The sequence below is a fragment of the Sphingopyxis sp. genome (assembly GCF_016704835.1).
Lineage (GTDB): Bacteria > Pseudomonadota > Alphaproteobacteria > Sphingomonadales > Sphingomonadaceae > Sphingopyxis.
The window spans coordinates 1,087,362-1,113,774 of the sequence record NZ_JADIZJ010000001.1; the positions used below are offsets into that span (position 1 = coordinate 1,087,362).

A 26,413-nucleotide genomic window follows, 5' to 3' on the forward strand; every position below is an offset into this window, starting at 1 on the left:
CATGCCTTCTTCATTACCCCGACTTGATCCGGGGTCCATCATGCCGACGTTGCGGTGGATGCCGGATCAGGTCCGGCACGACAAAGATTAGGGCGTTGTGGCCCCCGCGCCGCTATCGCCTCCAAGCGCGCGAAACAGCGCGATGCGGGTCTGGACGAGTAGCAGCTGGGTCGCGATTTCGCTGCGCCGTGCCGAATACAGGCTGCGCTGGGCATCAAGGCTGGCGAGGAAGCTGTCGACCCCGCCCTTGTAGCGCGCATCGGTCAGCGTCGCGGTGTCGGCGGCGGCGGCGGTGTTCGCCGCGGCGGCGCGGACCCGCTCGGCGATTGTACCCTGTACCGCGAGCGCGTCGGCGACTTCGCGAAACGCGGTCTGGATCGCGCCCTCGTAGCCCGCCAGCGCGGCGTCGCGCTGTGCCTCGCTGACCGCCACCCCGGCGCGGCGGCCGCCCGCGTCGAAAATCGGCGCGGTGACGTCGCCGCCCGCCGACCAGCTGAACGATCCGCTGTCGAACAGGCTGGACAGCGCGTTGCTGGCAAAGCCGAGCAATCCGGTGAGCGAGATCGACGGGAACAGCTGCGCGCGCGCGACGCCGATGTCGGCGTTGGCCGCGCGCAGGCCATATTCGGCCTCGATCACATCGGGGCGGCGGAGCAGGATTTGCGAGTTCACCCCCGCCGGAAGGGAAGCGATAGCGGGCGTAACGTCGGCCAGCCCGTTGGGCAGCAGCGCGCGGTCGACATCACCGCCGACGAGCAGGCGGATGAGATTCTCGTCCTGCGCCAGCGCGCTCGTTTGCGCCGCGATCGCATCCTCGGCGGTTGCCAAAATCTGTTCGGCCTGGCGCAGGTCGGTGCGCGGCGCGACGCCGCCGTCGAGGCGGGCGCGGGTCAGCCGGACATTCTCGCGCGCATTCGCAGCGGTGTCCTGTGCAATCGCAAGCAGGTCGCGGTCGGCGCCATAGATCGCCCAGGCATCGGCCAGATTGGCGATCAGCGCGAGCCGCACCGTGCGCGACGCGGCCTCGGTCGCCAGCGCGCGGTTGCGGTCGGCCTCGGTGGCATTGGCGAGCTTGCCAAACAGGTCGAGCTCGAAGGCAGTGATGCCGCCGCGCAGCGAGAAATCGCCGCCGCCGCCCCCACCACTCGTGCCGTTGCCGTTGCCGTTGCCGTTGCCGTCCGAATAGCCCGCGCCGCCGCTGATCCCGATGGCGGGGAATTGTCCGGCGCGGGTGACACGCGCTTGTGCGCGTGCTGCGGCAACATTGGCGTAGGCGACGCGCAGGTCGCGATTGTTGGTCAGCGCCTGCTCGGCCAGCGATTGGAGGCGCGGGTCGGTGAAGACGCTTTGGTAGGAAAGGATGGGCAGCGCCGCCTCGCTTTGTAGCAGATAGGCGTCGCCAACCGGCCAGCTTTGCGGAACCGGCGGGCTCGGCAGCACTGTCTTGGGCGCCAGCGAGCAGCTGGCGAGGGCCAGGGTGCTCGCAAGCAGCAGCGCGCGGGTCCCGATCATGCCGGCACTTCCGCGGGCCCTTCACCCTTGTTCTTGGCGAAGCGGCTGCGCAGCGCGGCCACCCCGTCACGCACGCCGCGGCGCACCAGGACGAAGAACAGCGGGATGAAGAAGATTGCGAGGAAAGCGGCGGTCAGCATGCCGCCGATCACCGAGGTGCCGATCGCGACGCGGCTGTTCGCGCCCGCGCCCGTCGCAATCGCCAGCGGCAACACGCCAAAGATGAAGGCGAAACTGGTCATCAGGATCGGACGCAGACGGATACGCGCCGCCGCGATCGCCGCCTCGATGACGCGCTTGCCTTTGCGCTCTTCCTGCTCGGCGAACTCGATCATCAGGATCGCGTTCTTCGACGCAAGGCCCATAGTCGTGAGCAGGCCGATCTGGAGATAGACGTCGTTTTCCAGCCCGCGCAGCGACACCGCCACCACCGCGCCGATCAGCCCGAGCGGGATGATCAGGATCACCGCGAGCGGGATCGTCCAACTTTCGTAAAGCGCCGCAAGGCATAGGAAGACGACGAGCAGCGAGATGGCATAGAGCAGGGGCGCCTGCCCGGACGACAGCCGTTCCTGGAACGACGAGCCTGACCAGGCGACGCTGGTCCCCGGAATCTGTCCGGCGAGCGCCTCGATCTCGTCCATCGCTTCGCCCGAGCTGGTGCCGGGAGCAGGCTGACCCGAGATTTCGAATGCCGACACCCCCTGAAAGCGCGAAGTGCTGCTGGGCGTCGTCGCCCAGCCAGTGCGGGCAAAGGCCGAGAAGGGCGACATTTCGCCGTCGGCCGAGCGCACATACCATTGGCTGAGGTCTTCGGGCTTGGCGCGATAGGGGGCGTCGCCCTGAACATAGACGCGCTTGACGCGGCCTTCGTCGATGAAATCGTTGACGTAGCGGCCACCCCACGCGGTCGCGAGGGTGGCGTTTACATCATTATTGTTGATGCCATAGGCGGTCAGTCGCTGCGTATCGACGTCGATCTTGAGCGTCGCGACATCGGGCAAGTCGCTGAGGCGCACCGCGGTAAGCTTGGGATTGGTATTGGCCATAGCGAGCAGCCGGTCGCGCGCTGCGACAAAATCCTCGCGGCTCATCCCGCCGCGATTTTGCAACTGCATGGTAAACCCCGAACTGTCGCCGAGGCCGCGCACCGCGCCCGGGACCAGCGCGAACACCTGGGCATCGCGCAGCCCGCCAAGCGCCTTGCGCGCGCGTTCGGCGATTGCGTCGGCGGTATTCTCCTTGCCGTCACGATCGTCCCAATGCGTCAGGTTGACGAAGCCTTGGCCGGTGTTCTGGCCGACCGCGCCGCCGCCCCCGCCGCCAGCGACGAGGAACAACGTCCCGACGTTGGCCTTTTCCTGGGTCAGCATATATTTTTCGACCGCATCGCGCACTTCGAGCGTACGGGCCTGCGTCGCACCGGCGGGCAGGCGGAACTGGACCTGGACGCGCCCCTGATCCTCGCCGGGCAGGAAGCCGCTGGGCAGGCGCAGAAACAGGATGGCGAGCACAATTAGAATGATCGCGTAAATCCCAAGGAACAGCCATTTGCGATCGACGACCCTGGTGACGCTGCCGACATAGCGTTCGACCGTGTGGTCGAAGCGGGTGTTGAAGCCGGTCTTCGCGCGTTCGAGCAGCGCGCGGGCGCGCGGAAAACGACCGCCGGACGAGCTGTCGCCATGCGACTTCTGCTTGAGCAGGGTGGAGGTCAGCGCGGGACTGAGGATCAGCGCGACGAGCACCGACAGCATCATTGCGGAAATAATCGTGACCGAGAACTGACGATAGATCACGCCGGTTGAACCGCCGAAAAACGCCATCGGCAGGAACACCGCCGAGAGCACCATTGCGATCGCGATCAGCGCAACCTGCAATTCCTTCATCGACTGGATCGTCGCCTCGCGCGCCGTCATCGCAGGATTTTCTTCCATCAACCGCTCGACATTCTCGACCACGACGATCGCATCGTCGACGAGCAGGCCGATCGCCAGCGTCAGCCCGAACAGCGTCAGCGTGTTGATGCTGAATCCGGCGATGTAAAAAATGGCAAAGGTGCCGAGCAGCACCACCGGTACCGCGATCGCCGGGATCAGCACCGCGCGCCAGCTTTGCAGGAACACGAACATGACGATGATGACGAGGATGATCGCCTCGATCAGCGACTTCTGCACTTCGCTGACCGACAATTTGATGAAGGCGGTCGAATCATTGGCGTAGCTATAGGCGAGCCCGTCGGGGAAGTCCGCGGACAGTTCCTCCATGCGTGCCTTGACGCGGTCGGCGGTTTCGAGCGCGTCGGATCCTGGCGACAGCGAGATCGACATGCCCGCGCCGGGGTGGCCGTTGATGCGGCTGACGACACCGTAATTTTCGGCGCCGATCTCGACCCGTGCGATGTCCTTGATCCGCACGCTCGATCCGTCGGGCTGGGTTTTAAGGATGATGTTTTCGAACTGTTCGACCGTTTGCAGGCGCGACTGGGCGGTAACGGTGGCGTTGAGCATCTGCCCCTCGGGTGACGGCAGACCGCCGACTTCGCCCGCAGCGACCTCGCTGTTCTGCGCGGTGATCGCCGCAATCACGTCGCTCGGCATCAGCGCTACCGCAGCGAGCCGCTGCGGATTGAGCCAGATACGCATTGCGTGCGGGGCGCCAAAGACATTGACGTCGCCGACCCCTTCGACCCGCGACAGCGGATCCTGAATATTGGATGTCATATAATCGGACACGTCGGCGTTGGCGCGCGTGTCGGTCTCGTCATAGACGCCGACGAGCAGCAGCGAGTCCGAATTGGACTTGGTGACGCGCACCCCCTGTTGCTGAACCTGTTGCGGCAGGCGCGAGATCGCCGACTGAATCTTGTTCTGAACCTGCACCTGCGCAATGTCGGGATCGGTGCCCTTGGCAAAGATGGCGGTGATGCTCGCCTGGCCGCGCGAGCTCGATTGCGAGCTGAAATAGAGCAGTCCGTCAATCCCGGTCAGTTGCTGTTCGAGCACCTGGGTGACGCTGTTCTCGATCGCTTCGGCCGAGGCGCCGGGATAGCTGGCGCGAATATTGACCTGCGCCGGGGCGATGTCGGGATATTGCTCGATCGGCAGCGCGAACAGCGCGCCGACTCCGCCGAGCATCACGATGATCGCCAGCACCCAGGCAAAGATGGGGCGGTTGATGAACAGACGGGACATGAGGGGCTATTGACTCTTTTCTGCTGTCTTGGCCGCGGGCGCCCCCACCCGCTGCACGCTGTTGGCAGGAACCGCCGTAATCGGCGCCCCCTGTTTGAGATTGCCGACCCCCTGCGTGATGACACGCTCGCCCGCTTTCAGCCCGTCGGTGACGACCCAATTGGCGCCGACCGTGCGATCGGCGGTCACCTTGCGGCGGATCGCCTTGTTGTCGGTTCCCGCGAGATAGACGAACGCCGATCCGTCGAAATCGCGCTGGAGTGCAGCTTGCGGCACCAGGATCGCGCGGGGATTGATCGCCTGATCGAATAGCGCCGTCACGAACATGCCGGGCAGCAGCACCCCCTTTGGATTGGGAAAGCGGGCGCGCAGCGTGACCGTGCCCGTCGCTTCGCTGACCGTAATATCCGAAAACTGAACCGTGCCGGCAAAGCCATACGCGCTGCCGTCTTCGAGCCGCAGCCGCACCGATGTGCTGCCCGCGGCGACACCGCCGCTTTCGAGCGCCTGACGCAGCGTGGTGAGTTCGGCGCTCGATTGCTGCATGTCGACATAGATCGGGTCGGTCTGCTGGATCACCGCCAGCGGGGTCGCCTGGCTGGCGCTGACGAGCGCGCCGGGGGTTGCGAGGCTGCGGCCGATCCGTCCGCTGATCGGCGCGGTAATTGTCGCGTAGCGCAACGTGATACGCGCCGTTTCCAGCGCAGCATTGTTCTGCGCGACCGCGGCACGCGCGACGCGCGCTTCGGCAAGCGCGTCGGTATAATCCTGCTCGGCGATCGCCTGCATCTTGGCAAGCGGGGCAAAGCGGCGGACGCGCTCTTCGGCCGCCTGCGCGCTGGCGCGCGCGCTGGCGAGGTTGGCGGCCGCCTGGTCGACCGCGGCCTGATAGAGGCTGGCATCGATCTGATAGAGCGGCTGGCCGGCGCGCACGAAACCGCCCTCGGTGAACAGGCGGCGGCGGATCAGGCCATTGACCTGCGGCCGGACTTCGCTGGTCTCGAACGCAACGGTGCGCCCGCCGAGCGAGGTGGTGACCGGTACGGCCTCGACCTTTGCGACGACAAAGCCGACCTGCGGGGCGCCGCGCCCGGTCTTGCTTTCGTCCGCCTGATCCGAGCAGGCGCCGAGCGACAGGGTCGCGGCCCATAGGGCTCCGGCCAGCAACAGTGACCTTTTCTCCGGCATAGGGTTGTTCTCGTATTGGCGCGCCGCAGGGCGGAAGGGGGGAGGAATCGGGCCTATTCAACCGATTGACTTGTCGCTGGCAAGCGCAATGCGGGATTTGCGACAAATTACGACAATTTTCTGAACCCGGCGGGCACCCACATTTCTTATCGTTTTGGAGCGGCGACCGACTGTCGTTGGATGAAAGTCGACCCCAGCACCGCCGCTTCACTCTCATCGACCTTGCTGGCGAGCGGAAGGAAGTCTGGTACGAGCGTTCTGGCGGCGCGCACCCCCATTTCGCGGATGGGCCAGCGCACGGTGCTGAGCGCCGGCCAGATGTGCGTCGCGGTCGGGCTGTCGTCAAAACCGATGATCGACAGCGCGCCGGGCACGTCTATGCGCTTGTCGTGCGCGACGCTCATTACCCCCGCGGCCATTTCATCGTTCGAACAGAAGATCGCGGTCGGTGGCTCGGCCAGCGACAGCAAGGCTTCGCCGGCCTCGATCCCGGCGGTGTAGCGGTAGTTGCCCGGCGCGTTATAGGCGCTCGGCAGTTCGAGTCCCGCTTCGGCCAAAGCTTCCAAAAATCCTTTCTCGCGCTCGGCGGCCGAGCGGAAACCCCGCGGGCCGCGCACAAAACCGATGCGGCGATGCCCGAGCGCGATCAGGGCGCGCACCGCCTCGCCAACAACCTCGCGGTCGTTCGATGACACGCAATGCTTGGCATCATCGAGCGGTGCCGATCCAACGCGCACATAGCGTACACCCAGATCTTCGCAGAGTGCTGCGAGATCGTCGTTTTCCGAGATCGGCGGCAACAGCAGCGCGCCGATCGGCCGCTGTTTTTCAAGGAAGGTGCGGACATCGTCGAGCATATGGTCCGATCCGCGATCGACCGGGCGGACGAGCAGCGCGAGATCGCTGTCCTTGATCGCATCGAGCACGCCTTGCTGAAAATTGAGAACCGTCTGGGCATTGGGGTTGTCGTGGAGCAGCGCGATCAGGAAGTTGCGCCGGAACGCCAGCGCGCGCGCCTGTGGGTTGGGAACAAAGCCCAACGTCACGATCGCCTGTTCAACGGCCTTGCGGGTTTTTTCGGTCAGGAATTCGGAGCGGTTGATCACCCGGCTGACGGTCTTTTTCGATACCCCGGCGAGCGCGGCTACGTCGTTAATCGTCGGCTGCTTACCCCCCGACCCCTTGGTCTGTGCCGCCATATGCGCTTTATCCTCCGCGGGTTCGGGCTGCTGTCCCGCCGTTCGTCCCGTGTGATGGGCGCTCAGCGTGGCGAAATCAACCGCGACAACCGCCATCTGCCGAAATTTGATACCGGTGTCTAGGCCAACCGTCCATCCGGTGAGCGCTGATATTGACACCGGTTACCAAAATGGCTAGCTTGTGGCATAACGAGCAAAGGAAACGGATCATGAAGATCGCGCTGATTACCGAGAACAGCCAGGCGGCCAAGAACAGCATCATCCACGAAGCGCTGACCACGGTCGCCGCGCCGCTGGGCCATGAAGTGTTCAATTACGGCATGTATTCGGCCGACGACAAGGCGTCGTTGACTTACATCATGAACGGCCTGCTGGCAGGCATCCTTCTCAACGCGAAGGCCGCGGATTTTGTGGTGACCGGCTGCGGCACGGGCATGGGCTCGATGCTGGCCTGCAATGCGATGCCCGGCGTTTTCTGTGGTCTGGTGATCGATCCGACCGATGCGTTCCTGTTCGGCCAGATCAATGATGGGAACGCCATCTCGATGCCCTATGCCAAGGGCTTCGGCTGGGCTGCCGAGCTCAATCTGCAGGATGTCTATCGCAAGCTGTTCGATGGCGAACGTGGTCTGGGTTACCCCAAGGAGCGCGCCGAAATCATGCGAACGAACCGCGGCATATTGAAGGACCTCAAGGCCGCGTCGTGCCATGACATGCTGACCGTGCTCAAGAATGTTGATCAGGATCTGTTGCGCGCGGCGATCGCGGGCGAGAAATTCGCCGACTATTTCTATGCCAATTCGCAGGATGACGCGATCAGCGACTATCTGAAGAGCCTGTCGGCGGAGCGGGCGCTCGCCTGAGATGGCGGGGCTGTTTGATCTTTCGGGCAAGGTTGCGCTGGTCACGGGCGCCAACACCGGCATCGGGCAGGGTATTGCGCTCGCGCTGGCCGAAGCGGGCGCCGACATTGCAGCCGCGGGGCGTTCGGCGGCGGATGCGACCGTCGGCAAGGTGCGTGTGCTGGGCCGCAAGAGTGAGAATTTTGCTGCCGACCTGTCGAGCGTCGGCGCGGTGCAGCCGCTCGTCGATTCGGTGCTCGGCGAATTCGGGCGCATCGACATCCTCGTCAACAATGCCGGGATCATCCGCCGCGCCGACGCGGTCGATTTCACCGAAGAGGATTGGGACGCGGTGATGGACACCAATCTCAAGACCCTGTTCTTTCTGTGTCAGAGTGTCGGGCGGCACATGATCGCGCGCGGCTCGGGCAAGATCATCAACATCGCCTCGATGCTGACCTTTCAGGGGGGCATCCGCGTGCCGAGCTACACCGCATCGAAATCCGGCGTCGGCGGACTGACCAAGCTGCTCGCCAACGAATGGGCGGCGAAAGGGATTCAGGTCAACGCGATTGCCCCGGGTTATATCGAGACGAACAATACCGCGGCGCTGCAAGGCGACGAGATGCGCAACCGCCAGATTATGGAGCGCATTCCGGCGGGACGCTGGGGCGATCCCAGTGACCTCGGCGGTGCTGCGGTGTTCCTGGCGTCGAGCGCGTCGAATTATGTCCAGGGCCATATCCTCGCCGTCGACGGCGGCTGGCTGGCGCGGTAATGACATCGCCAAATGGCCGTTCGCGCTGAGCTTGTTGAAGCACCGCCCTTCCTTTGACGCTGAAGAAAAGAACAGCCCTTCGACAGGCGCAGGGCGAAAGGAGTAGGGATGGCGCAAGGCAAGCTAGTCTTTTTCGGCGAACTGCTGATCCGCCTGACCGCGCCGGGCAACGAACTGCTGATGCAGTCCCCATCGCTGGCGCTCCACGTCGGGGGCGCTGAGGCAAATGTAGCGATCGGGCTCGCGCATCTCGGCCATGATTGCGCGATTGTCAGCACAGTTCCTTCAAATGCTCTGGGTCGCGGAGCAGTGGCGGGGGTGCGCGGCGCAGGCGTCGATTGCACCGCCGTCACGAACGGCCCGGGGCGCATGGGCTTATATTTTCTCAGCGTTGGCGCGGGCCTGCGGTCGTCCGAGATCGTCTATGACCGTGCGGGGTCAAGCTTTGCAGCGACCGGCGCGGCGGATTATGACTGGGACGACCTGCTGGCCGGTGCGCGCCTGCTCCACCTGTCGGGGATCACTCCCGCGCTCGGCCCACGCTCGGCTGACGCGGCGCTGGCCGCTGCGCGGACGGCGAAGCGGCTCGGAGTTCCGGTCAGTTTCGACGGCAATTACCGCGCGATGCTTTGGGAGGCATGGGATAGCGATCCGCGCGCGATCCTGTCCGAACTGATCGGCCTGACCGACATCCTGTTTGGCAACCACCGCGACCTGTCGCTGGTGCTGGGCCAGGAATTCAGCGGCGATGGCGAAGATCGCCGCCGCGAGGCGGCCGAGGCGGGCTTTGCCGCCTTCCCGCGCCTCCAACTGATCGCCTCGACCGCGCGCCACACCGTCACCGCTGACCACCACCGCATCGCGGCGCGCGTCGATCTGCGGGGCGGCGGCCATCAGACCGACCAGATCGACGTCACCGGAATCGTCGACCGCATCGGCGCGGGCGATGCCTTCGCCGCCGGGGTTCTCCACGCGCAGTTGGCGGGCGGCGATGCGCGAGCGATGGCCGAAAGCGGTCTGGCGCTCACCGCGCTCAAACACTCGCTGCCGGGCGATGCGAGCCGTTTTGGGCAGGCCGACATCGACGCCTTTCACGGCGGCGGGCTCGATGTCCGTCGCTGAACTGACCCGGCGCGGGGTCTTGGCGGCGGGGGGGCTGTTTGCGCTGGCGTCGCCTTTGTTTGCGCGAACCGGGCGCTATGTTCGCGCGTTCAAGGGCATTCGCTACGCCTCGGCCAAGCGATTTGCGGCGCCCGTCGCACTGCTCGATAATCGCACCGCGCAAGGCGGCTTCGGCCCCGCCTGTCCGCAGGCGGGCGACCGTTACCAGCCGCAAAGCGAGGACTGCCTGTTCCTCAATGTCTGGACGCCCAACACGACCGATAAGCACAGCCGCCCGGTCATGGTCTATTTCCACGGCGGCGCTTACTCGACCGGTTCGGTTACCGACCCGATCAACGATGGCGCCACCCTCGCGGCGCGCGGTGATGTCGTAGTGGTAACGGTCAATCACCGGCTGAACGCGCTCGGCTATCTCTATCTCGCGCGGCTCGATACACGCGCACCCGACAGCGGTAATGCCGGCCAACTCGATCTCGTTGCCGCGCTCCAATGGATCCAGCGCAATATCGCAGCGTTCGGCGGCGATCCCGCTAATGTCACCGTGTTCGGCCAGTCGGGCGGCGGCGCCAAGATCGCGACCTTGATGGCGATGCCCGCGGCCAAAGGACTGTTCCACAAGGCGATCACAATGAGCGGGCAGCAGGTTACCGTTTCGGGCCCGCTCAACGCGACCAAGCGCGCTGAGGCGTTTCTCGCGAAGCTGGGCGATGGTATCGATCCCGCGACGGCGCCGGTGGAGCAGCTCGTCGCGGCGCTCGCGGCAACCGATCCGATCCTTGGTGGCAGTGTCTATATGGGGCCGGTGCTCGACATGAACCATCTGGCGCGCCACCCCTTCTGGCCTGACGCCGCGCCGCAATCAAAAGACATCCCGATGATGCTCGGCAACACCGTGATGGAGACGCGCGCCTTCTACGCCCCCGATGGTAAGCAGCTCGCAGGGCTTGACTACGATAATCTTGCCGAGCGGATCACGCCCGAAATGCGGATCGACGCGCATCCCGAATGGGTCGTGGATCAGTTCCGGGCGCGCTATCCCGAGGCAGGACCGCTCGACCTGTTCCACCGCATCGTGACCGCAGCGCGCAGTTGGCGTGGGCAGGTCGAGGAAGCCGAGGCGCGCGCGCGAGCGGCCATCCCTGCCTTCGTGTACCAGCTCGATTTCGAGGCTGCGAAGCACACCGACGATATCGGACTGAGCTTTGGTACGACCCCGCATCCGACGCCGGCGCAGCAGGCAATGAGCGACCAGATGATGGACGCGTTCGTCCGCTTCGCGCGGACCGGCGATCCGGGATGGCCTGCCTATGATCTGACGCGGCGCCAAACGATGGTTTTCGATACCGACAGCCGGGTCGTGAACGATCCGCGCCAATGGGAGCGCGAGCTGTTCGCGCCGGTGCCCTATCTCCAGCCCGGAACATAAGCTGCCGGCATTGCGAGAAGCCCGAGGCGACGCGGCAGTCACCAGGCTCGTAAACCGCGCTGGATTGCTTCGCTTCGCTTGCAATGACGAACGTCTACACGAGCTTGCGCGATCCCAGCCAGTTCCACAGCAGTTCGGGCCAGATTGCGACAGGCAACCCGGCGGTCTTCATCAGTCCGAAGCCATGCCCGCCGCGTTCGAAGAAATGCGCCTCGCACCCCGCCCCGATACCGCGCGTCGCCTCGCGCAGCCGGACGCTGTTGTCGACCTTGACGACATCGTCGTCCTCGGCGTGGAGCAGCCACAGCGGTGGCTGGTCGGTGCGGACATTGCGTTCGGGAGAATAGAGCGCCTCGCGTGCTGCATCGGGGTTGCCGCCGATCAGTTTCTCGCGGCTCGCCGCATGGGTGATCGCGGGGTCCATTGACACCACCGGGTAGATGGCGACCACCGCGTCCGGTCTTGCGGAAAGACTGTCGGCAGGATCAACGGACGCATAGACCCGGGCATCGAAGCGCGTGAGCAGGCTTGTGGCAACCTGCCCGCCGGCTGAAAAACCGCCGAATGTGACGCGGGCGGGATCGATTCTGTCCATCTTCGCGCGGCGGCGCACCAGCCGGATCGCGCGCTGCGCATCGGCGAGCGGGACGTCAGACCCGTTCGTCCAACCGTCGCCGGGCAGGCGATAGAAAAGAACATAGACGGTAACGCCGCGCTCCTTCAGCCAGCGCGCCAGTTCATAGCCCTCCTTGTCGATCACGACATAGCGAAAGCCGCCGCCCGGCGCGAGGATGACCGCCGCGCCATTGGGCTGGGCGGGGCGGAAGATGTCGAGCCGCGCGAGGCTGATGCCTTGCAGCATCCGATCGCTGGCACGCGGATCGTCGCTGCGTTGGACAACATGTTCGACGAGGCCGAACGGCGGTTTGATGTGGCCGTCGGGCCAGAGTGGGACAGACACGTCGGGAGCGAGGCTCGCGGGGCGAGTCCAGGCCGCCTGAACCGCCGCATTCGCGAACGGCAGCGCCAGGCTCGCGGTCAGCAGCGCGCGGCGCTCAAACATCATCTTAGTGGGACGCTTTATTCGGATAGGCGATGATCAGCACCAGCGGGTCGGCGCCGGTCTGGCGGATGCCAACCGTTGCCCCGCTGTAGAGCCACGCCGCCATTCCCGCTTTCAACTCTTTCTCCGTGCCATCCGAATGGACGACGCCGGTCCCTGAGAGGACATAATAGATTTCGTCGTGATCGATCGGATGCAAGCCGATCGCGGCACCAACGTGCAGCGCACGTTTGCGGAATTCAAAACTGCGCGGCGCTGGGATACTGTCGCTGATCCGGTACGCGGTGGACATACCGATCGCGCCGTGCGGCGGTGGTTCTTCGCGCACCGTGGCTGCTTCGTCGATCACGATCATCGCGGGCGCCCCGGCTCCGGTGAGGAGCAGCGCGGCGAGCCGCATCATCACTGAGCTGCCCGCGAAGCGCGGTCGCGTGGCGACAAGAGTTCCTGCGGCATCGGCGCGGTTTGGCCGGGATAGAGCCCCGAGCGCGGTTCCATGGTCGTCAGATCCCAGTCGGCAGCAACAAAGGTCGTGCGCACCGGCGGGGCAACCTTGGGATAGGCGCTCACTTCCTTCTCGTCGTCGATCACCTCGCCGCGCCCTTCAGCAACGAAAAACAGCACGCGAATCTCTTCAGCGTCGCGCGCCCACGGCCGCGCCCCCGCGCTCGCCAGCACCGACGTTTCGACATCGCGCACCGGCAGGATCTTGTAGCCCGTCAGCGGCGCGAGCGGCGTCTTGGCGCGAATCAATTGCGCGCGCGTTTCGCCATAGCGGCCGAATTCGGGCAGCGGCTGGCCGTGGCGATCAACGAGCAGATTGTCCTTGCCATAATAGGCGAGATCGCCGTCGCCGCCGAGCATCAAGAAGGGCAGACCTTCGTCGGTATCGTTGCCACCGCGCATCACATTGCCCACCGCGGTAATCTCTCCGGTCGCATAGGGCTGGCCGACCCATTCGAGATTCATCAGGTTGTAATGCACCGCGCGGTGCTGCGGATTATAGATCAGGTTGTTGACCATCAGCGCCTGCGCGCCGCCCTTGATCAGCGGATTGCGCTCGACATTATGCGCCCAGACATTGCGGTAAAAGACGATCCCGGTCGCATTGTCGTGGATCAGTGATCCCTTGCTATGTTCGCCTTTGGGATGGCTTGCATCGGCCAGGCCCTCGGCGGCGAGATTGTTCGAAAAGGTGATGTTACGGCTGGTCCCGGCGCGCCATTCGGCCACCGTCTTGCCCGTGAAGCGCGGGCCGGACGCCGACATATTTTCGTCGATCCCCCACATTAAAGTGCAATGATCGACGATGACATTATGCGCCGCGACGGTCGAAAAGGTGTCGGCTTCCCACCCGCTGCGTTTCGGCTGGCCGTCGACCCCGGTATAGATGCGCAGGTGGCGGATCACGACGTCATGCGTCTTCACGTCGATGCCAGTGCGAATCAGGGTGATCCCCGGTCCGGGCGCGGTCTGGCCGGCGATCGTCAGAAACGGATGGGTCACGCTGATCGTCGTGCGCCCCATGTCGATCACGCCGCCAACCTCGAACACGATGATCCGCGGCCCCGGGGCTTCGATCGCCGCCTTCAGTGATCCCGGGCCATCGGGCGCAAGCGTCGTGACGCGCAGGATCTGGCCGCCGCGTCCGCCGACGGTGTGGGCGGCAGGACCGACCGCGCCGGGGAACGCCAGCGGCGCGGTTGCGGCAGCGGATGCCGGGCTCGCAGATAGTGCCAGCGCCAAAAAAAGCGCAGCCAGCCAAGGTTTTTTGGGCATCCCGTCTCTCCATTTCATTGGGGTATTGACACGGCCGTTCCAATCCCCCTATCTTCCTGACACCGGTTACCCCAATCGGTCAACGATAAATTATTTCGAGGGAGAGGGGATTGGGCAGCCAGTCGCAACAGGCGACGGCGCCATCATCACTCTCAAAAAATTTCTGGCCAGGCGATCGCGCCGATTTGTCTGGTCTCGCAAAGTAACCGGTGTCATTTCTTGCTTCAGCAGGAATTTCGGCCGATCAAGGGAGGATGATAATGGCTATTCATGCAACGCGGAGCCTTCGCGCTTTGACGAAGTTGGCGTGCGGCGCTTCGCTTGCGGCGCTCGCGGTCTCGCCGGCCCACGCGCAGGATGCGGCGTCCGACGCGAACGATACGGTCGCGACCGAAGACGAAATCGTCGTCACCGGCTTCCGCGCCTCGCTCGACAAGGCGCTCGATGTGAAGCGCGAGTCGGTCGCCGCGGTCGATGCGATCGTCGCTGAAGATATCGCCAAATTCCCCGACCAGAACCTTGCTGAATCGCTGCAGCGTATTCCCGGTATCACCATTCAGCGCGACGGCGGCGAAGGACGCGGCATCACGGTGCGCGGCTTGGGCTCGCAATTCACCCGCGTCCGCGTCAACGGGCTCGAAACCGTCGCGACCTCAACGGACGGCGCCTCGGCAAACCGTGACCGCGCTTTCGACTTCAACGTCTTTGCCTCCGAACTGTTCAGTTCGATCGTCGTCCACAAGACCGCGTCGGCCGAACTCGACGAAGGGTCGCTCGGCGCGGTCGTCGACCTCAACACCGGCAATCCGTTGGCGGGCAAGAGCGGCTTCACCGCCGCGCTGTCGGCGCAGGCGAGCTATAACGACCTGTCCGAAAAGGCCGGTCCACGGGTCGCGGGTTTGCTCAGCTGGGTCAACGATGCGGGCACGCTGGGATTTGCCGTATCGGCGGCCTATTCGGACCAGAAGACGCTCGAACTCGGAAACAACTCGGTGCGCTGGGCGCAGGCGCGATTCGACTCGGTTGATGGCACGCCCTGCTGGACGACCAACAATGCCGGCGGCACCTATGTGCCGAGCGCGGCTTGCAATGAAGTCTCGCTCGCATTCCATCCGCGCATCCCGCGCTATGGTGAAATTGCGCACGACAAAAAACGCCTTGGGATCACCGGATCGATCCAGTTCGCGCCGACCGACGCGACCAAGATTTCGCTCGACGGCCTTTATTCCAGCTTCAAGCACCAGCGCCGCGAGCGCTGGGGCGAGGTGCTGCTGCGCAGCAACGAACGCTCGATCAATGTCAGCGACTACGAGATTGACGGTGACAATAATCTGATCTCGGCAACGCTCGACGATGCGTGGGTGCGCACCGAGCATTATCTGCGCCAGGCGAAGACGGAGTTCTACCAGTTCGGCGGCAGTTGGGATCAAGATGTCAGCGACAATTTCCGCTTCACCCTGCTTGGGGGCCTGTCGAAATCGACCGCGTCGATTCCGCTTGAGACCACGCTCGTCTTCGACGACCGCGACGCGCAGGATTATCGCTACGACTATAGCAATATGGCGCGTCCGGTGCTGACTTTTGGCACCAGCGTGACCGATCCGGCGAACTTTCAGCTCGCCGAAATCCGGGATCGCCCATCAGAGGTCGAGAACAAGTTCCGCACCGCGCAGTTGCGCACTGAATGGGATGTCGCCGATGGCTTCACGGTCAAGGCGGGCGCGGTCTATCGCCGGTTCGACTTTACCAGCATCGCCTTCACCCGCGACACCGTGGTATGCGGCAATGGCGGGGTCGACCGCGTCCTCGGCACGCTCGCCTGTTCGCCATCTTCGGCGTTCGGCCCGGCCGCCGTCTACGGTTTCCCTGTCACCGCGTCGCTCGCTGAGATGTTCACGCTTGGCAAGGCGGGGCAGCCCGCGGGCACCACGACCGAATGGCTCGTCCCCAACCTCGAAGCGGGGACGGCCTTTACCGGCCTTTATAACCGTACCCCCGCGCTCGACGCCGGCAACAACCGCAGCGTACGCGAAGAGGTCAAGGGCGGCTATCTGCAGTTCGATGCCAAGGGCGAGCTCGGCGGCCTGCGCTACGCGCTCAACGCCGGGCTGCGCTATGTCCACACCGACCAGACGTCTAGCGGGCTGAGCAGCGGAGCGGCGGTGACGGTCGAGCGCAGCTATGAAGACTGGCTGCCGTCGATGAACCTCGCGCTGTTTCCGCACGATGACGTCATCATTCGCGCCGCAGTCGCCGATGTGATGACACGTCCGACGCTCGGCAACCTGACCCCCGGTGGGTCGGTCGACGGGTTCAACTACCGCATCAACTATGGCAATCCATTCCTCGATCCGTTCCGTGCAACCTCTTACGATCTTGCCTTTGAATGGTATTTCGCGCCGCAATCGATCTTTTCGGTCGCCTTGTTCAAAAAGGATATTGCGAGCTTCCCGGTGTCGACGACGACCAGCGGCACCTTTGCCTCGACCGGCCTGCCGACGTCGATTATCCCGCCGAGCAGCCCGGCCGCGATCAATCCAGAAGGCCAGCTGTGGACGATCAACTCGATCGGCAACGGCGAGGGCGCCAGCCTGAAGGGCGTTGAAGTGTCGCTACAGGCACCTTTCACGTTCCTGCCGGGCTTTCTGTCGAACTTCGGCGGAATTGCCAACGCGACTTTTGTCGACTCCGACGCCGATTATTCGGTCGCAGGTCCCTCGATCGTCCCTGGCGGCGCCAATGTTGGCGCGATCCGCAACGGCACGCTGTTCAACCTGTCGAAGCGCGCTTACAACGGCACGCTCTATTATGATGACGGCAAGTTCAGTGCTCGCGCCTCGATCAGCTATCGCAGCCGTTATGCCGACGCCAACAGTGGTACCGGCAATGTGTTCGAAGGCTATGGTTCGACGATCAACGTCGATGCTTCGATGCGCTATGCAATCACCGATAATATCGAATTGTCGATCGAGGGTATCAACCTGACCGACGAATATCGCTATCGTTTCACCGACATCGATGCCGACCGCAATTACGAGAACAACCACTTCGGTCGCACCTTCCTGTTCGGTGCGCGCGTCAAGATTTGACGCGCAAGGAGTCGTCCCGGTGAGGCCCGGTCTTCGCTTGCGGGGGCCGGGCCTTTCTGTTTCGAGGAGACCAAAATGACCGATCGCCGTGATATGCTCAAACTCGCCGGGACCGGCTTTGTGGCAACTGGCCTGTCTGGACTGACTGGAGCTTCGGCTCTGGCTTCCGCGGCACTGACGCCGACAGTCCCGCCCTGGGCAAAGGGATTCGACGGCCAGCGCAAGGCGGACCTCGGCGACGGGCGTTTCCTCAATCCGATCATGGCCGGCGACCATCCTGACCCGTCGATCCTGAAGGACGGCGCCGACTATTATATGACCTTTTCGACCTTTGAATCCTATCCGGGGCTGGTCATCTGGCATTCGCGCGATCTGGTAAACTGGCGCCCGATCGGCCCCGCGCTGACGCGGAATATCGGATCGGTGTGGGCGCCCGAATTATGCAAGCATGGCGGGCGCTACTTCCTCTACATCCCGACCAAGGGTCCGAACACAAGCTGGGTCATCTGGGCCGACCGGATCGCGGGGCCGTGGAGCGATCCCGTCGACCTGCATCTCCCCAACCACATCGATCCCGGCCATGCGGTCGGCGAAGACGGGTCGCGCTGGCTGTTCCTGTCGGGCGGCGACCGGGTGCGGCTGTCCGACGACGGCCTCAGCCGCATCGGCGATCCCGAACATGTCTATGATCCGTGGCGCTATCCCGTCGATTGGGTCGTCGAGGGTTTCGCGCCCGAGGGGCCGAAGATCACGCGGCGCAATGGCTTTTACTACATGCTCACCGCCGTCGGCGGCACCGCAGGTCCGCCGACAGGCCATATGGTCATCGCGGCGCGGTCGAGATCGATCCACGGGCCATGGGAAAACTGCCCTGCGAATCCGCTCGTTCGGACCACTTCGGCGGCTGAAAAATGGTGGTCGCGCGGTCATGCGACTTTGGTAGAGGGACCAGCGGGCGACTGGTGGAGCGTTTATCACGGGTTCGAAAATGGCTACTGGACATTGGGCCGTCAGGCGTTGCTCGATCCGATCGAATGGACCGACGACGGCTGGTTCCGGATGACCGGGGGCGACCTGTCGCGGCCGATCGCCAAGCCGAAAGAGGGCGTCGCGGGGCCGCATGGGATGGCGCTTTCGGACGATTTCGCAGCACTGGCGCTCGGTGCGAAATGGAATTTCTTCAAGCCGGCAACCGACGAGCGCAGCCGCGCGCGGGTCGAGAATGGCGCGCTGGTGCTGACCGCGCGCGGCAAGGCGCCCTTTGATTCGTCGCCCTTGCTGCTGATCGCGGGCGATCAGGCGTACCAGTTCGAATGCGATATCGAGATTGCGCCTGGCGGCACTGCGGGGCTGATCCTCTTCTACGACGATCGGCTCTATTGCGGGCTCGGCTTCGACAGCGATCGCTTCGTCACCCACCAATATGGCATCGAACGCGCGCGCCCCGCCAACCCGCATGGCAGACGCCTGAGGATGCGGGTAACCAACGACCGCCATGTCGTCACCTATGATACCAGCGGCGACAGCGGGAAGACGTGGACAAGGTTTGATCGCGGCATGGAGGTTTCGGGCTATCACCACAATGTCCGCGGCGGTTTTCTGATGCTCCGCCCTGGCCTCTATTCGGCGGGGGCGGGTGAGGCGCGATTCCGCAATTTTGCCTTCCGTGCTGTCGACTAAAGCGTGACGCCCGTTTTCCAGATCGCGATGTCGCGTTCCTCATTTGCCTCGGCGCGGGTCGGCTGGCCCGAAGCGGTGGCGACGATCAGGTCGAAAAGCGCGTCCGACGCCGCGTCGAAGCCGTCGCCGATCACCACCCCGGCATCGAAATCGATCCACCCCGGTTTGCGCGCGGCCAGTTCGCGGTTTGAGGCGATCTTGAGCGTTGGCGCGGGAAAGCCTAGCGGGGTGCCGCGGCCGGTGGTGAACAGGATAATCGTCGCGCCCGCCGCCGTGAGCGCGGTCGACGAGACCGCGTCGTTGCCGGGGGCCTCCAACAGCGTCAGTCCGGGCAATGTCGCCTCGCCGCCGTAACGCTGGACATCGACCAGCGGCGCTTGCCCGCCCTTCTGCACCGCGCCGAGCGATTTTTCTTCGAGCGTCGTGATCCCGCCAGCAATATTGCCGGGCGAGGGGTTCTCGCTCACTGGCTCGCCGTTGCGGGTGAAATAGGCCTTGAAATCCTGCACCAGGCGCGCTGCCTGGTCGAAGACGTCAGGCGACACCGCGCGGTCCATCAGCAGCCGTTCGGCGCCGAAGATTTCGGGGATTTCGGTGAGGATCACCTTTCCATCCGCCGCCGCGACGGCATCGGCCATCCGCCCAACCAACGGGTTGGCGGTCAAGCCCGACAGCCCGTCCGACCCGCCGCATTTGACTCCAAGTGTGAGCGCCGACAGCGGCGCGGGGGTGCGCGGCGTATCGGCGCAGCCATCGACCAATTCCTCGACTAAAGTCAGGCATGCCGCTTCGTCGTCTTCGACCGTCTGCGCCGACAGGGTGCGGATATGGCCGCGGCGGCCCGCGGGAATGGTATCGAGCAATGTGGTCAGCTGGTTGCTCTCGCAGCCCAGCCCGACGATCAGCACCCCACCCGCGTTGGGATGCTGCGCCAGAGCCGCGAGCAATGCGCGTGTGTGGCCCAGATCGTCGCCGAGTTGCGAGCAGCCGAAGGGGTGCTTGAAGGCATGGATGCCATCGACGCGCCCGGCGGCGCGCGTCCCCGCGACGCGCGCGACGCGCGCCGCCAGATTTCCGACGCAGCCGACCGTCGGCAGGATCCAGATTTCGTTGCGCGTGCCGACGCGCCCGTCGGCACGGGCATAACCCATGAAGCTGTGCGGGGGGAGAGCCGATGGGGCGGCAGCGCTCGTCGGCGCATAGATATAGTCGTCGCAGCCGGTCAACGCGGTGCCCAGATTGTGGCTATGGACGTGCGCGCCTGCGGCGATGTCGGCAGTCGCGGTGCCGATCGCAAAGCCATATTTGATCACGCTGGCGCCCCGCGCGATCGGGACCAGCGCCAGCTTGTGGCCGCGCGCAATCGCTTCGGTGGTGGTCAGGCGCTGCGAGCCGACGGCCAGCGGGCGGTCCGCTGACAGGTCGGCCAGCGCGGTGGCGACATTGTCGGCCGCGTGGATTCGGATCGCATCGGTCATCTGCCGTTTTGCACTGTCGTTCGTCGCCCCATATTGCCCCCGCCTTCCTCGCTTTTGCCGGGGCGAGCCAGATGAACCGTGTCGCCGCCAAAGCCGCCAAACTGTGACTGCTAACAGCTATTCGCTTGCTTTTGACACCGGTGTCTCTTAGACGGTTTCGCGGAAGAGGGAAATCATAAAGATGCTGGCAACCCCCGAACAAGAAATGATCGCCCGCGCCTTTCTGGCCGCGCGCGCCGAAAAGACACCGCTTACCTTGTATCCCGGTGCGATGCCCGCGACCTTGGCCGATGCCTATGCGATCCAGAGCGCGGCCATCGGTTTGGACGGTCGCCGTGTCGGCGGCTGGAAGGTCGGGCGGGTCGCACCCGAACTGGTTGCACGCTACGGCATCGATCGCATCGCCGGACCGATTTTTGCCGACGAGATTGCGGCCGACGGAGCGGTCATGCCGGTTTATGCGGACGGCTTTGCCGCGGCCGAAGCGGAAGTGCTTCTGTGCCTGGGCGACGTCGGCGCCTGCGACCATGACATTCGATCGGTTCGCGACTGCATTACCGAGGTGCGCACCGGGATCGAGATCGCGAGTTCGCCCTTTCCCGACATCAATCGCCACGGCCCCGCAGTCACCGCGTCGGACTATGGCAACAACAAGGGGCTGGTTCTCGGCCCGCAAATCCCGGACTGGCGCGACCGCGAGCTGATCACCATGCCGGTCGAAATGACAATCGACGGCGCAGTGGTGGGGCAGGCGACGATGGAGACGATGCTCGACGGCCCATTCGGGTCGGCGCTCTTCCTGATCCGCTCCCTGCGCGCGCGCGGCATCGCCATCGCTCCCGGCACATGGGTGTCGGCGGGCGCGGTTACCGGGGTGCATGAAATCTCGGTGGGCCAACGTGCCGAAGCGCTGTTCGACGGAAAAGTTCGCGTCGGCTGCGCGATTACCGGCTACTAAAACCATAATGGGAGAGACTGGATGGCACAGGCAATCGCGAACGGAGGTGCGGGGCTGCCCGTGCCGCGGGAGGGGCGTTACCGCTGGCTGATCATAGCGCTGCTCTTTGCCGCGACGACGGTCAACTATGTCGACCGCACGATGCTCGGCCTGCTCGCTCCCGTGCTCGGCAACGAGCTGGGATGGAGCGAGAATGATTATGGCAACATTGTCACCGCGTTCCAGGCCGCCTACGCGCTCGGCTTTCTGCTTATGGGCTGGCTGATCGACCGCTTCGGTCCCAAGATCGGCTACTCCATTGCAATTACCATCTGGACGATCGGCCATGTTGCGCATGGCTTTGCAGGGTCGGTCGTCTCGTTCATGGCGGCGCGCATCGTACTGGGGGTGGGCGAGGCGGGGCATTTCCCTTCGGTCGTTCGCGCCAGCAGCGAATGGTTTCCGCAAAAGGAGCGGTCCTACGCAATCGGCTGGGTCAACAGTGCGACAACGGTCGGGGTGATCCTGACTGCGCCGACAATCTGGCTGTTCATGATCTGGATGGGCTTCGACTGGCGCCAAACCTTCATCTACAGCGGCGCCTTCGGGATCGTCCTGCTGGTCCTGTGGCTCTGGCTCTACAGCAACCCGCGCGAAAGCGGGAAGGTCAGCGAGGCCGAGCTCGCGTGGATCGAACATGACCCGCCCGAACAGGTCGAACGCCTCGGGTGGTCGAAAATCGTCACCAAGCGCGAAGCCTGGGCGTTTGCGATCGCCAAATTCCTGACCGACCCGGTGTGGTTCCTGATGCTGTTCTGGCTGCCCAAATATTTCGCCTCGACCTATGACGTCGACCTCAAGATCGTGCTGCTGCCGATGATCATCATGTACCTGCTCTCCGATGTCGGCAGCATCGTCGGCGGCTGGACCTCGTCAAAGCTGATTCAAAACGGCCACAGCGTCAATTTCGCGCGCAAGATCACGATGATCGGGGCGGGGCTGTGCGTCTTGCCGCTTTTGTTCGTGACGGGGCTCGAAAATATGTGGCTCGCGGTGGTGCTGATCGGCATCGCGCTCGCCGGGCATCAGGCCTTCTCGTCGACGATCCTGTCGATTCCGCCAGACATGTTCCCCAAACGTGCGGTTGGATCGGTGATCGGGCTCGGCGGCTTCATGGGCGGGATCGGCGGTATGATCATGGCGAAATCGACCGGGCTGGTGCTCGACGCGACGGACGGAAACTACACGCTGATCTTTGCCGCCTGCACAACGGTCTATTTCCTCGCAGTGCTCGCGGTTCACCTGCTCAGCCCGAAGCTGTCGCCGGTACGGATCGAAAGTGCGGCCACCCCCGCATGACGCGCCCGCTGACCCTGGATCCCGACCGGCTGTTCTCGTCCGACCCGGCGCAGCGCGCCATCGCGCGGCGGCTTTATGTCGCGGTCGCGCACCTGCCGATCATCAGCCCGCACGGCCACACCGATCCGGCATGGTTTGCGGATAATATGCCGTTCGGCAACGCCGCCGAGCTGCTGCTCCACCCCGATCATTATGTGTTCCGGATGCTTTATTCGCAGGGAATATCGCTCGACGCACTCGGCATCGGCAATCCGGATGCCGACCCGCGCGAGAGTTGGCGGCTCTTTGCCCAAAATTACCATCTCTTCCGCGGCACCCCGTCGCGGATGTGGATGGACTGGGTATTTGCCGAAGCATTCGGAATCGACGTGCAGTTCGAGGCGGCGACGTCGGACCTCTATTACGACCGCATCACCGAGGCGCTGGCGACCGATGCTTTTCGCCCGCGCGCTTTGTTCGATCGCTTCGGGATCGAGGTGATCGCGACGACCGAAAGTCCGCTTGATACGCTCGATCATCACGCCGTGATCCGCGCTGCGAACGTCAGCGGCGAATGGGCTGGGCGCGTCATCACCGCCTATCGCCCCGACCCGGTCGTCGATCCCGAGTTCGGGGATTTCTACGTCAGTCTCGCGCGTTTCTCCGACCTGTCGGGCGAGGATGCGTATAGCTACGCGGGCTATCTCGCCGCGCATCGTGACCGCCGAGCGTTCTTCGCCAGCATGGGGGCCACGTCTACCGATCACGGCCATCCGACCGCCGCGACGGCGGATCTGTCGAAGTTCGAAGCCGAGGCGTTGTTCGCGCGCGTCACGCGCGCCGAAGTCAGCCCCGCCGATGCCGAACAGTTCCGCGCCCATATGCTGACGGTGATGGCGGGGATGAGCCTCGACGACGGGCTGGTCATGCAGATCCATCCTGGCGCCTTCCGCAACCACAACCGCTGGCTGTTCGACCACTACGGCCGCGACAAGGGCGCCGATATTCCCACCGCAACGGACTATGTCCATGCGCTCCGCCCGTTGCTCGGCCGTTATGGCAATGAAGCGGCGCTGACGATCATCCTCTTCACCCTCGACGAGACGAGCTATGCGCGCGAACTCGCGCCGCTTGCGGGCCATTATCCGGCGCTGAAACTCGGCCCCGCCTGGTGGTTCCACGACAGTCCCGAAGGCATGCGCCGGTTCCGGAACCAGATGACCGAGACCGCGGGCTTTTACAATACGGTCGGTTTTAACGACGACACCCGCGCTTTCCTTTCGATTCCCGCGCGTCACGATGTCGCACGGCGCCTCGACTGCGGCTTTCTGGCGCAGCTCGTTGCCGAGCACCGGATGGAAGAATGGGAGGCGGCCGAACTTGCAGCTGACCTGAGCTATAATCTCGCGAAGTCGGCCTACAAGCTGTGAGACTTGGCCCCGACACGCCGCTCCCTGCGTCGGTGCAGGTGCCGGCTTATGATCGCGCCGCGCAAGCGGCGGGCATCGTTCATATCGGTATTGGCGCCTTCCACCGCGGGCATCAGGCGGTGTACACCGACGACGTGATGAACGCGGGTGACCGCGACTGGGGCATCATCGGCGTGTCGCTGCGCTCGGGCAACGTCGCGGCGCAGCTCAACCCGCAAGACGGGCTCTATACAGTCAGCACCCGCAGCACGGCGGGAACCGATCTGCGTCTCATCGGCGCCGTGCAGCGGGTGCTGGTCGCGGCTGACGATCCGCAAGCCGTGATCGACGCCATCGCCGCTCCGACGACGCATGTCGTCAGCTTCACCGTGACCGAAAAGGGCTATTTGCGGGGTCCCTGCGGCGCGCTCGATCAGGCGGCCGCCAGGGGGCCGTCGAGCCTTTATCGCTTCGTTGGCGCTGGCCTCGCCGCGCGCCACGCGTCCGGGTTGCCCGGCCTGACCTTGCTCAGCTGCGACAATCTCGCGGGCAATGGCGCGGTGCTGCGGGCGCTTATGCGGCAATATCTCGCCGCCGCGCACCCCGACCTGGTCGACTGGTTCAATACCGAATGCCGCTGCGCGGCAACGATGATCGACCGCATCGTCCCGGCGACCACCGACGCCGACCTTGCGGCAATCGCAACCGAAATCGGCGTCCGCGATGAAGGCGCGGTGGTCACCGAGGGTTTCAGCCAATGGGTGATCGAAGATGATTTCGCCGGCCCTCGCCCGCGCTGGGAGGCCGTCGGCGTCGAGCTCGTCGCCGACATCGCGCCCTATGAAACCGTCAAGCTCAGGATGCTCAACGGTGCGCATTCGGCGCTCGCTTATATCGGTCTGGGGCGGGGTCATCACTTTGTCCATCAGGCGGTCGCCGATCCCGAAATTCGCCCGGTCATCGAGCGGCTGATGCGCAACGAGGCTGCGCCCACGATCGACGCCGCGCCGGGGCAGGACCTTGCCGCTTATGCTGACGCGCTGCTCGACCGATTTGCCAATCCCGCGCTGAACCACCGGCTGATCCAGATCGCGATGGACGGCAGCCAGAAGGTTCCGCAGCGCTGGCTGGAAACGCTGGCGTGGCATCAGGCGCGCGGGGCACGCTGCCCGTCGCTCGACGCCGCGATCACGGCTTGGATCAACTTTCTGCGCAGCGATCACCCGATCGACGATCCGCTTGGCGAGAAGCTGCGCGAAGCGGCGGCGGGTCCGGATGCAATGGCAAAATTGTTCGGCGAAAGCGGACTGATCGCCTCCGAATGGCGACCGGAAACCGCTGGCTAAGCGTCGTCATTGCGAGGGGCCGAAGGCGAGGCCGGAATCCAGAGTTGCGTAAGTGGCGCGGGATCGTTTCGCTTTGCTCGCAATGACGGCGGGACTCAGCCCGGAACCAATAACCCCCGACTTTCCCTGACCTCGGTGTCCAACCAGTCGATGAACGCCCTGATGCGCGGCTGCGGCGCGACGTCGCGGTGGAGTGCGAGCCAGAAGCTGCGGCCAATGGTCTGATCGGAGCGCACCCGCACCAGCCCTTGATCGCCCGCCGCAAGGAAGCAGGGGAGAACGCCGACCCCCGCGCCCCCCGCGATCATCCGCAGCTGAGCCAGGATCGACGAGGAGCGCACATTGGCACGCAGTCCCGGTTCGATCTCACCCAGATAGTCGAGTTCGGGCGCATAAAGGATGTCGGGCATATAGCCGATCACCGGAATTCCGGCGCGTGACAGCGGCATGGCCGTTGCGGCATCCCGCCAGTCGCCGCGGTCGGCAGGGGCATAGAGACCAAGACTATAGTCGGACAGCTTGCGCGTGATCAGCGGGCCTTTGCGGGGCCGCGCGAGCAGCACCGCCATATCGGCCTCGCGCCGCGACGGATTCAAAAAGCCCGATGATGCGACCAGATCGAGCTCGATTTCGGGGTGGGCGCTCGTGAAACGTGCCAGTCGCGGCGCGATGAAGCTGCCCCCGAAACCCTCCGAGACGCTGACCCGCAACTGTCCCGACAGTCCCGCGCCGCTCTCGGCCAGATGGATCCGCGCTGCGGCCGCCGCCATCGCCTCCGCATGCGGGACCAGCGCGCGGCCAGCGGCCGTTGGAATGAAACCGCTTGGCGCGCGTTCGAACAATGTCTGTTGCAACGCGCTTTCCAGTGCGCTCACCCTGCGGCTGACTGTCGTGGCATCGATCTGAAGCGCCTGAGCGGCACGCGCGAGGGTGCCTTGCCTGGCGACTGTCAGGAATATTTGCAGGTTATCCCAATCCATGCCCTGCAAATATGCAGGTTGTTGCTGCAAGTCTATCCCTTGCAAATGACGCG

19 protein-coding genes are annotated in these 26,413 nt (G+C 64.4%); 10 read left to right on the forward strand and 9 right to left on the reverse strand.

The window, feature by feature from the left end; translation table 11 throughout:
• Positions 1-87: 87 nt before the first annotated feature.
• From IPF76_RS05435 to IPF76_RS05450, 4 genes are all read right to left on the reverse strand, one after another.
• Positions 88-1,512 (reverse strand): efflux transporter outer membrane subunit, encoded by a 1,425-nt coding sequence (locus IPF76_RS05435; protein ID WP_293840615.1) that lies wholly within the window; start codon positions 1,510-1,512, stop codon positions 88-90.
• Positions 1,509-4,706 carry an efflux RND transporter permease subunit gene (locus IPF76_RS05440; RefSeq protein WP_293840618.1) on the reverse strand — a complete coding sequence of 1,066 codons (3,198 nt, stop codon included), beginning with the start codon at positions 4,704-4,706 and terminating at the stop codon, positions 1,509-1,511. The genes IPF76_RS05435 and IPF76_RS05440 overlap by 4 nt, the downstream gene beginning before the upstream one ends.
• A 6-nt stretch (positions 4,707-4,712) precedes the next feature.
• Entirely contained in the window at positions 4,713-5,894 is a 1,182-nt protein-coding gene (locus IPF76_RS05445) for an efflux RND transporter periplasmic adaptor subunit (protein WP_293840621.1), read from the reverse strand.
• 146 nt (positions 5,895-6,040) lie between these two features.
• Positions 6,041-7,093, reverse strand: coding sequence for a LacI family DNA-binding transcriptional regulator (locus IPF76_RS05450; RefSeq protein WP_293840624.1), 1,053 nt, complete (start codon positions 7,091-7,093; stop codon positions 6,041-6,043).
• A 209-nt stretch (positions 7,094-7,302) separates the two neighbouring features.
• Here IPF76_RS05450 and IPF76_RS05455 point away from each other — a divergent pair, with 209 nt between their 5' ends.
• The 4 genes from IPF76_RS05455 to IPF76_RS05470 all read left to right on the forward strand — a co-directional run bounded on the left by IPF76_RS05455 (position 7,303) and on the right by IPF76_RS05470 (position 11,261).
• Positions 7,303-7,956, forward strand: coding sequence for an RpiB/LacA/LacB family sugar-phosphate isomerase (locus IPF76_RS05455; RefSeq protein ID WP_293840627.1), 654 nt, complete (start codon positions 7,303-7,305; stop codon positions 7,954-7,956).
• A gap of 1 nt (position 7,957) precedes the next feature.
• A complete protein-coding gene (gene kduD / locus IPF76_RS05460; protein WP_293840630.1) occupies positions 7,958-8,713 on the forward strand; it encodes a 2-dehydro-3-deoxy-D-gluconate 5-dehydrogenase KduD in 756 nt (251 codons plus the stop codon).
• Between the two features lie 108 nt (positions 8,714-8,821).
• Positions 8,822-9,835, forward strand: coding sequence for a sugar kinase (locus IPF76_RS05465; RefSeq protein ID WP_293840633.1), 1,014 nt, complete (start codon positions 8,822-8,824; stop codon positions 9,833-9,835).
• Positions 9,822-11,261, forward strand: a complete 1,440-nt coding sequence (locus tag IPF76_RS05470; protein ID WP_293840636.1) for a carboxylesterase family protein — start codon at positions 9,822-9,824, stop codon at positions 11,259-11,261. Before IPF76_RS05465 ends, IPF76_RS05470 begins: the two co-directional genes overlap by 14 nt.
• 94 nt (positions 11,262-11,355) lie before the next feature.
• Here IPF76_RS05470 and IPF76_RS05475 read toward each other — a convergent pair whose 3' ends face one another.
• Genes IPF76_RS05475 through IPF76_RS05485 form a run of 3 tightly spaced genes read right to left on the reverse strand, consistent with a single transcriptional unit; the run spans position 11,356 to position 14,103 of the window.
• Complete coding sequence (locus IPF76_RS05475; protein WP_293840639.1) at positions 11,356-12,327, reverse strand: alpha/beta hydrolase; 972 nt, start codon at positions 12,325-12,327, stop codon at positions 11,356-11,358.
• A 1-nt stretch (position 12,328) separates the two neighbouring features.
• Positions 12,329-12,727, reverse strand: coding sequence for a cupin domain-containing protein (locus IPF76_RS05480; protein WP_293840642.1), 399 nt, complete (start codon positions 12,725-12,727; stop codon positions 12,329-12,331).
• Positions 12,727-14,103, reverse strand: a complete 1,377-nt coding sequence (locus IPF76_RS05485) for a pectate lyase (protein WP_293840645.1) — start codon at positions 14,101-14,103, stop codon at positions 12,727-12,729. The genes IPF76_RS05480 and IPF76_RS05485 overlap by 1 nt, the downstream gene beginning before the upstream one ends.
• A gap of 260 nt (positions 14,104-14,363) precedes the next feature.
• On the opposite strand from IPF76_RS05485, the gene IPF76_RS05490 reads away from it, so the two are divergent.
• Together IPF76_RS05490 and IPF76_RS05495 are read left to right on the forward strand one after the other, a co-directional pair.
• Positions 14,364-17,192: a TonB-dependent receptor gene (locus tag IPF76_RS05490; RefSeq protein ID WP_293840648.1), complete on the forward strand. Its 2,829-nt coding sequence runs from the start codon at positions 14,364-14,366 to the stop codon at positions 17,190-17,192.
• Positions 17,193-17,267: 75 nt separating this feature from the next.
• Entirely contained in the window at positions 17,268-18,872 is a 1,605-nt protein-coding gene (locus tag IPF76_RS05495; RefSeq protein WP_293840651.1) for a family 43 glycosylhydrolase, read from the forward strand.
• On the opposite strand, the gene IPF76_RS05500 is transcribed toward IPF76_RS05495, so the two are convergent.
• Positions 18,869-20,350, reverse strand: coding sequence for an altronate dehydratase family protein (locus tag IPF76_RS05500; RefSeq protein ID WP_293840654.1), 1,482 nt, complete (start codon positions 20,348-20,350; stop codon positions 18,869-18,871). The two genes, IPF76_RS05495 and IPF76_RS05500, sit on opposite strands and share 4 nt — an antisense overlap.
• Positions 20,351-20,531: 181 nt before the next feature.
• Between IPF76_RS05500 and IPF76_RS05505 the strand changes: the two genes are divergently transcribed.
• The 4 genes from IPF76_RS05505 to IPF76_RS05520 are packed head-to-tail and all read left to right on the forward strand — an operon-like array spanning position 20,532 to position 25,380.
• Positions 20,532-21,308, forward strand: coding sequence for a 2-keto-4-pentenoate hydratase (locus tag IPF76_RS05505; RefSeq protein ID WP_293840657.1), 777 nt, complete (start codon positions 20,532-20,534; stop codon positions 21,306-21,308).
• Positions 21,309-21,329: 21 nt separating this feature from the next.
• Positions 21,330-22,646: an MFS transporter gene (locus IPF76_RS05510; protein WP_293840660.1), complete on the forward strand. Its 1,317-nt coding sequence runs from the start codon at positions 21,330-21,332 to the stop codon at positions 22,644-22,646.
• Positions 22,643-24,055, forward strand: coding sequence for a glucuronate isomerase (gene uxaC / locus IPF76_RS05515; protein ID WP_293840663.1), 1,413 nt, complete (start codon positions 22,643-22,645; stop codon positions 24,053-24,055). Before IPF76_RS05510 ends, uxaC begins: the two co-directional genes overlap by 4 nt.
• Positions 24,052-25,380: a mannitol dehydrogenase family protein gene (locus tag IPF76_RS05520; protein WP_293840666.1), complete on the forward strand. Its 1,329-nt coding sequence runs from the start codon at positions 24,052-24,054 to the stop codon at positions 25,378-25,380. The genes uxaC and IPF76_RS05520 overlap by 4 nt, the downstream gene beginning before the upstream one ends.
• A 95-nt stretch (positions 25,381-25,475) precedes the next feature.
• Here IPF76_RS05520 and IPF76_RS05525 read toward each other — a convergent pair whose 3' ends face one another.
• Entirely contained in the window at positions 25,476-26,390 is a 915-nt protein-coding gene (locus IPF76_RS05525) for a LysR family transcriptional regulator (RefSeq protein ID WP_366499140.1), read from the reverse strand.
• Positions 26,391-26,413 lie beyond the last annotated feature (23 nt).

Excerpts from the sequence above, each read along its gene's own strand:
- IPF76_RS05435 (WP_293840615.1), bottom strand. The coding sequence starts at position 1,512 with ATGATCGGGACCCGCGCGCTGCTGCTTGCGAGCACCCTGGCCCTCGCC.
- IPF76_RS05440 (WP_293840618.1), bottom strand. The coding sequence starts at position 4,706 with ATGTCCCGTCTGTTCATCAACCGCCCCATCTTTGCCTGGGTGCTGGCG.
- IPF76_RS05445 (WP_293840621.1), bottom strand. The coding sequence starts at position 5,894 with ATGCCGGAGAAAAGGTCACTGTTGCTGGCCGGAGCCCTATGGGCCGCG.
- IPF76_RS05450 (WP_293840624.1), bottom strand. The coding sequence starts at position 7,093 with ATGGCGGCACAGACCAAGGGGTCGGGGGGTAAGCAGCCGACGATTAAC.
- IPF76_RS05455 (WP_293840627.1), top strand. The coding sequence starts at position 7,303 with ATGAAGATCGCGCTGATTACCGAGAACAGCCAGGCGGCCAAGAACAGC.
- kduD (WP_293840630.1), top strand. The coding sequence starts at position 7,958 with ATGGCGGGGCTGTTTGATCTTTCGGGCAAGGTTGCGCTGGTCACGGGC.
- IPF76_RS05465 (WP_293840633.1), top strand. The coding sequence starts at position 8,822 with ATGGCGCAAGGCAAGCTAGTCTTTTTCGGCGAACTGCTGATCCGCCTG.
- IPF76_RS05470 (WP_293840636.1), top strand. The coding sequence starts at position 9,822 with ATGTCCGTCGCTGAACTGACCCGGCGCGGGGTCTTGGCGGCGGGGGGG.
- IPF76_RS05475 (WP_293840639.1), bottom strand. The coding sequence starts at position 12,327 with ATGATGTTTGAGCGCCGCGCGCTGCTGACCGCGAGCCTGGCGCTGCCG.
- IPF76_RS05480 (WP_293840642.1), bottom strand. The coding sequence starts at position 12,727 with ATGATGCGGCTCGCCGCGCTGCTCCTCACCGGAGCCGGGGCGCCCGCG.
- IPF76_RS05485 (WP_293840645.1), bottom strand. The coding sequence starts at position 14,103 with ATGCCCAAAAAACCTTGGCTGGCTGCGCTTTTTTTGGCGCTGGCACTA.
- IPF76_RS05490 (WP_293840648.1), top strand. The coding sequence starts at position 14,364 with ATGGCTATTCATGCAACGCGGAGCCTTCGCGCTTTGACGAAGTTGGCG.
- IPF76_RS05495 (WP_293840651.1), top strand. The coding sequence starts at position 17,268 with ATGACCGATCGCCGTGATATGCTCAAACTCGCCGGGACCGGCTTTGTG.
- IPF76_RS05500 (WP_293840654.1), bottom strand. The coding sequence starts at position 20,350 with ATGACCGATGCGATCCGAATCCACGCGGCCGACAATGTCGCCACCGCG.
- IPF76_RS05505 (WP_293840657.1), top strand. The coding sequence starts at position 20,532 with ATGCTGGCAACCCCCGAACAAGAAATGATCGCCCGCGCCTTTCTGGCC.
- IPF76_RS05510 (WP_293840660.1), top strand. The coding sequence starts at position 21,330 with ATGGCACAGGCAATCGCGAACGGAGGTGCGGGGCTGCCCGTGCCGCGG.
- uxaC (WP_293840663.1), top strand. The coding sequence starts at position 22,643 with ATGACGCGCCCGCTGACCCTGGATCCCGACCGGCTGTTCTCGTCCGAC.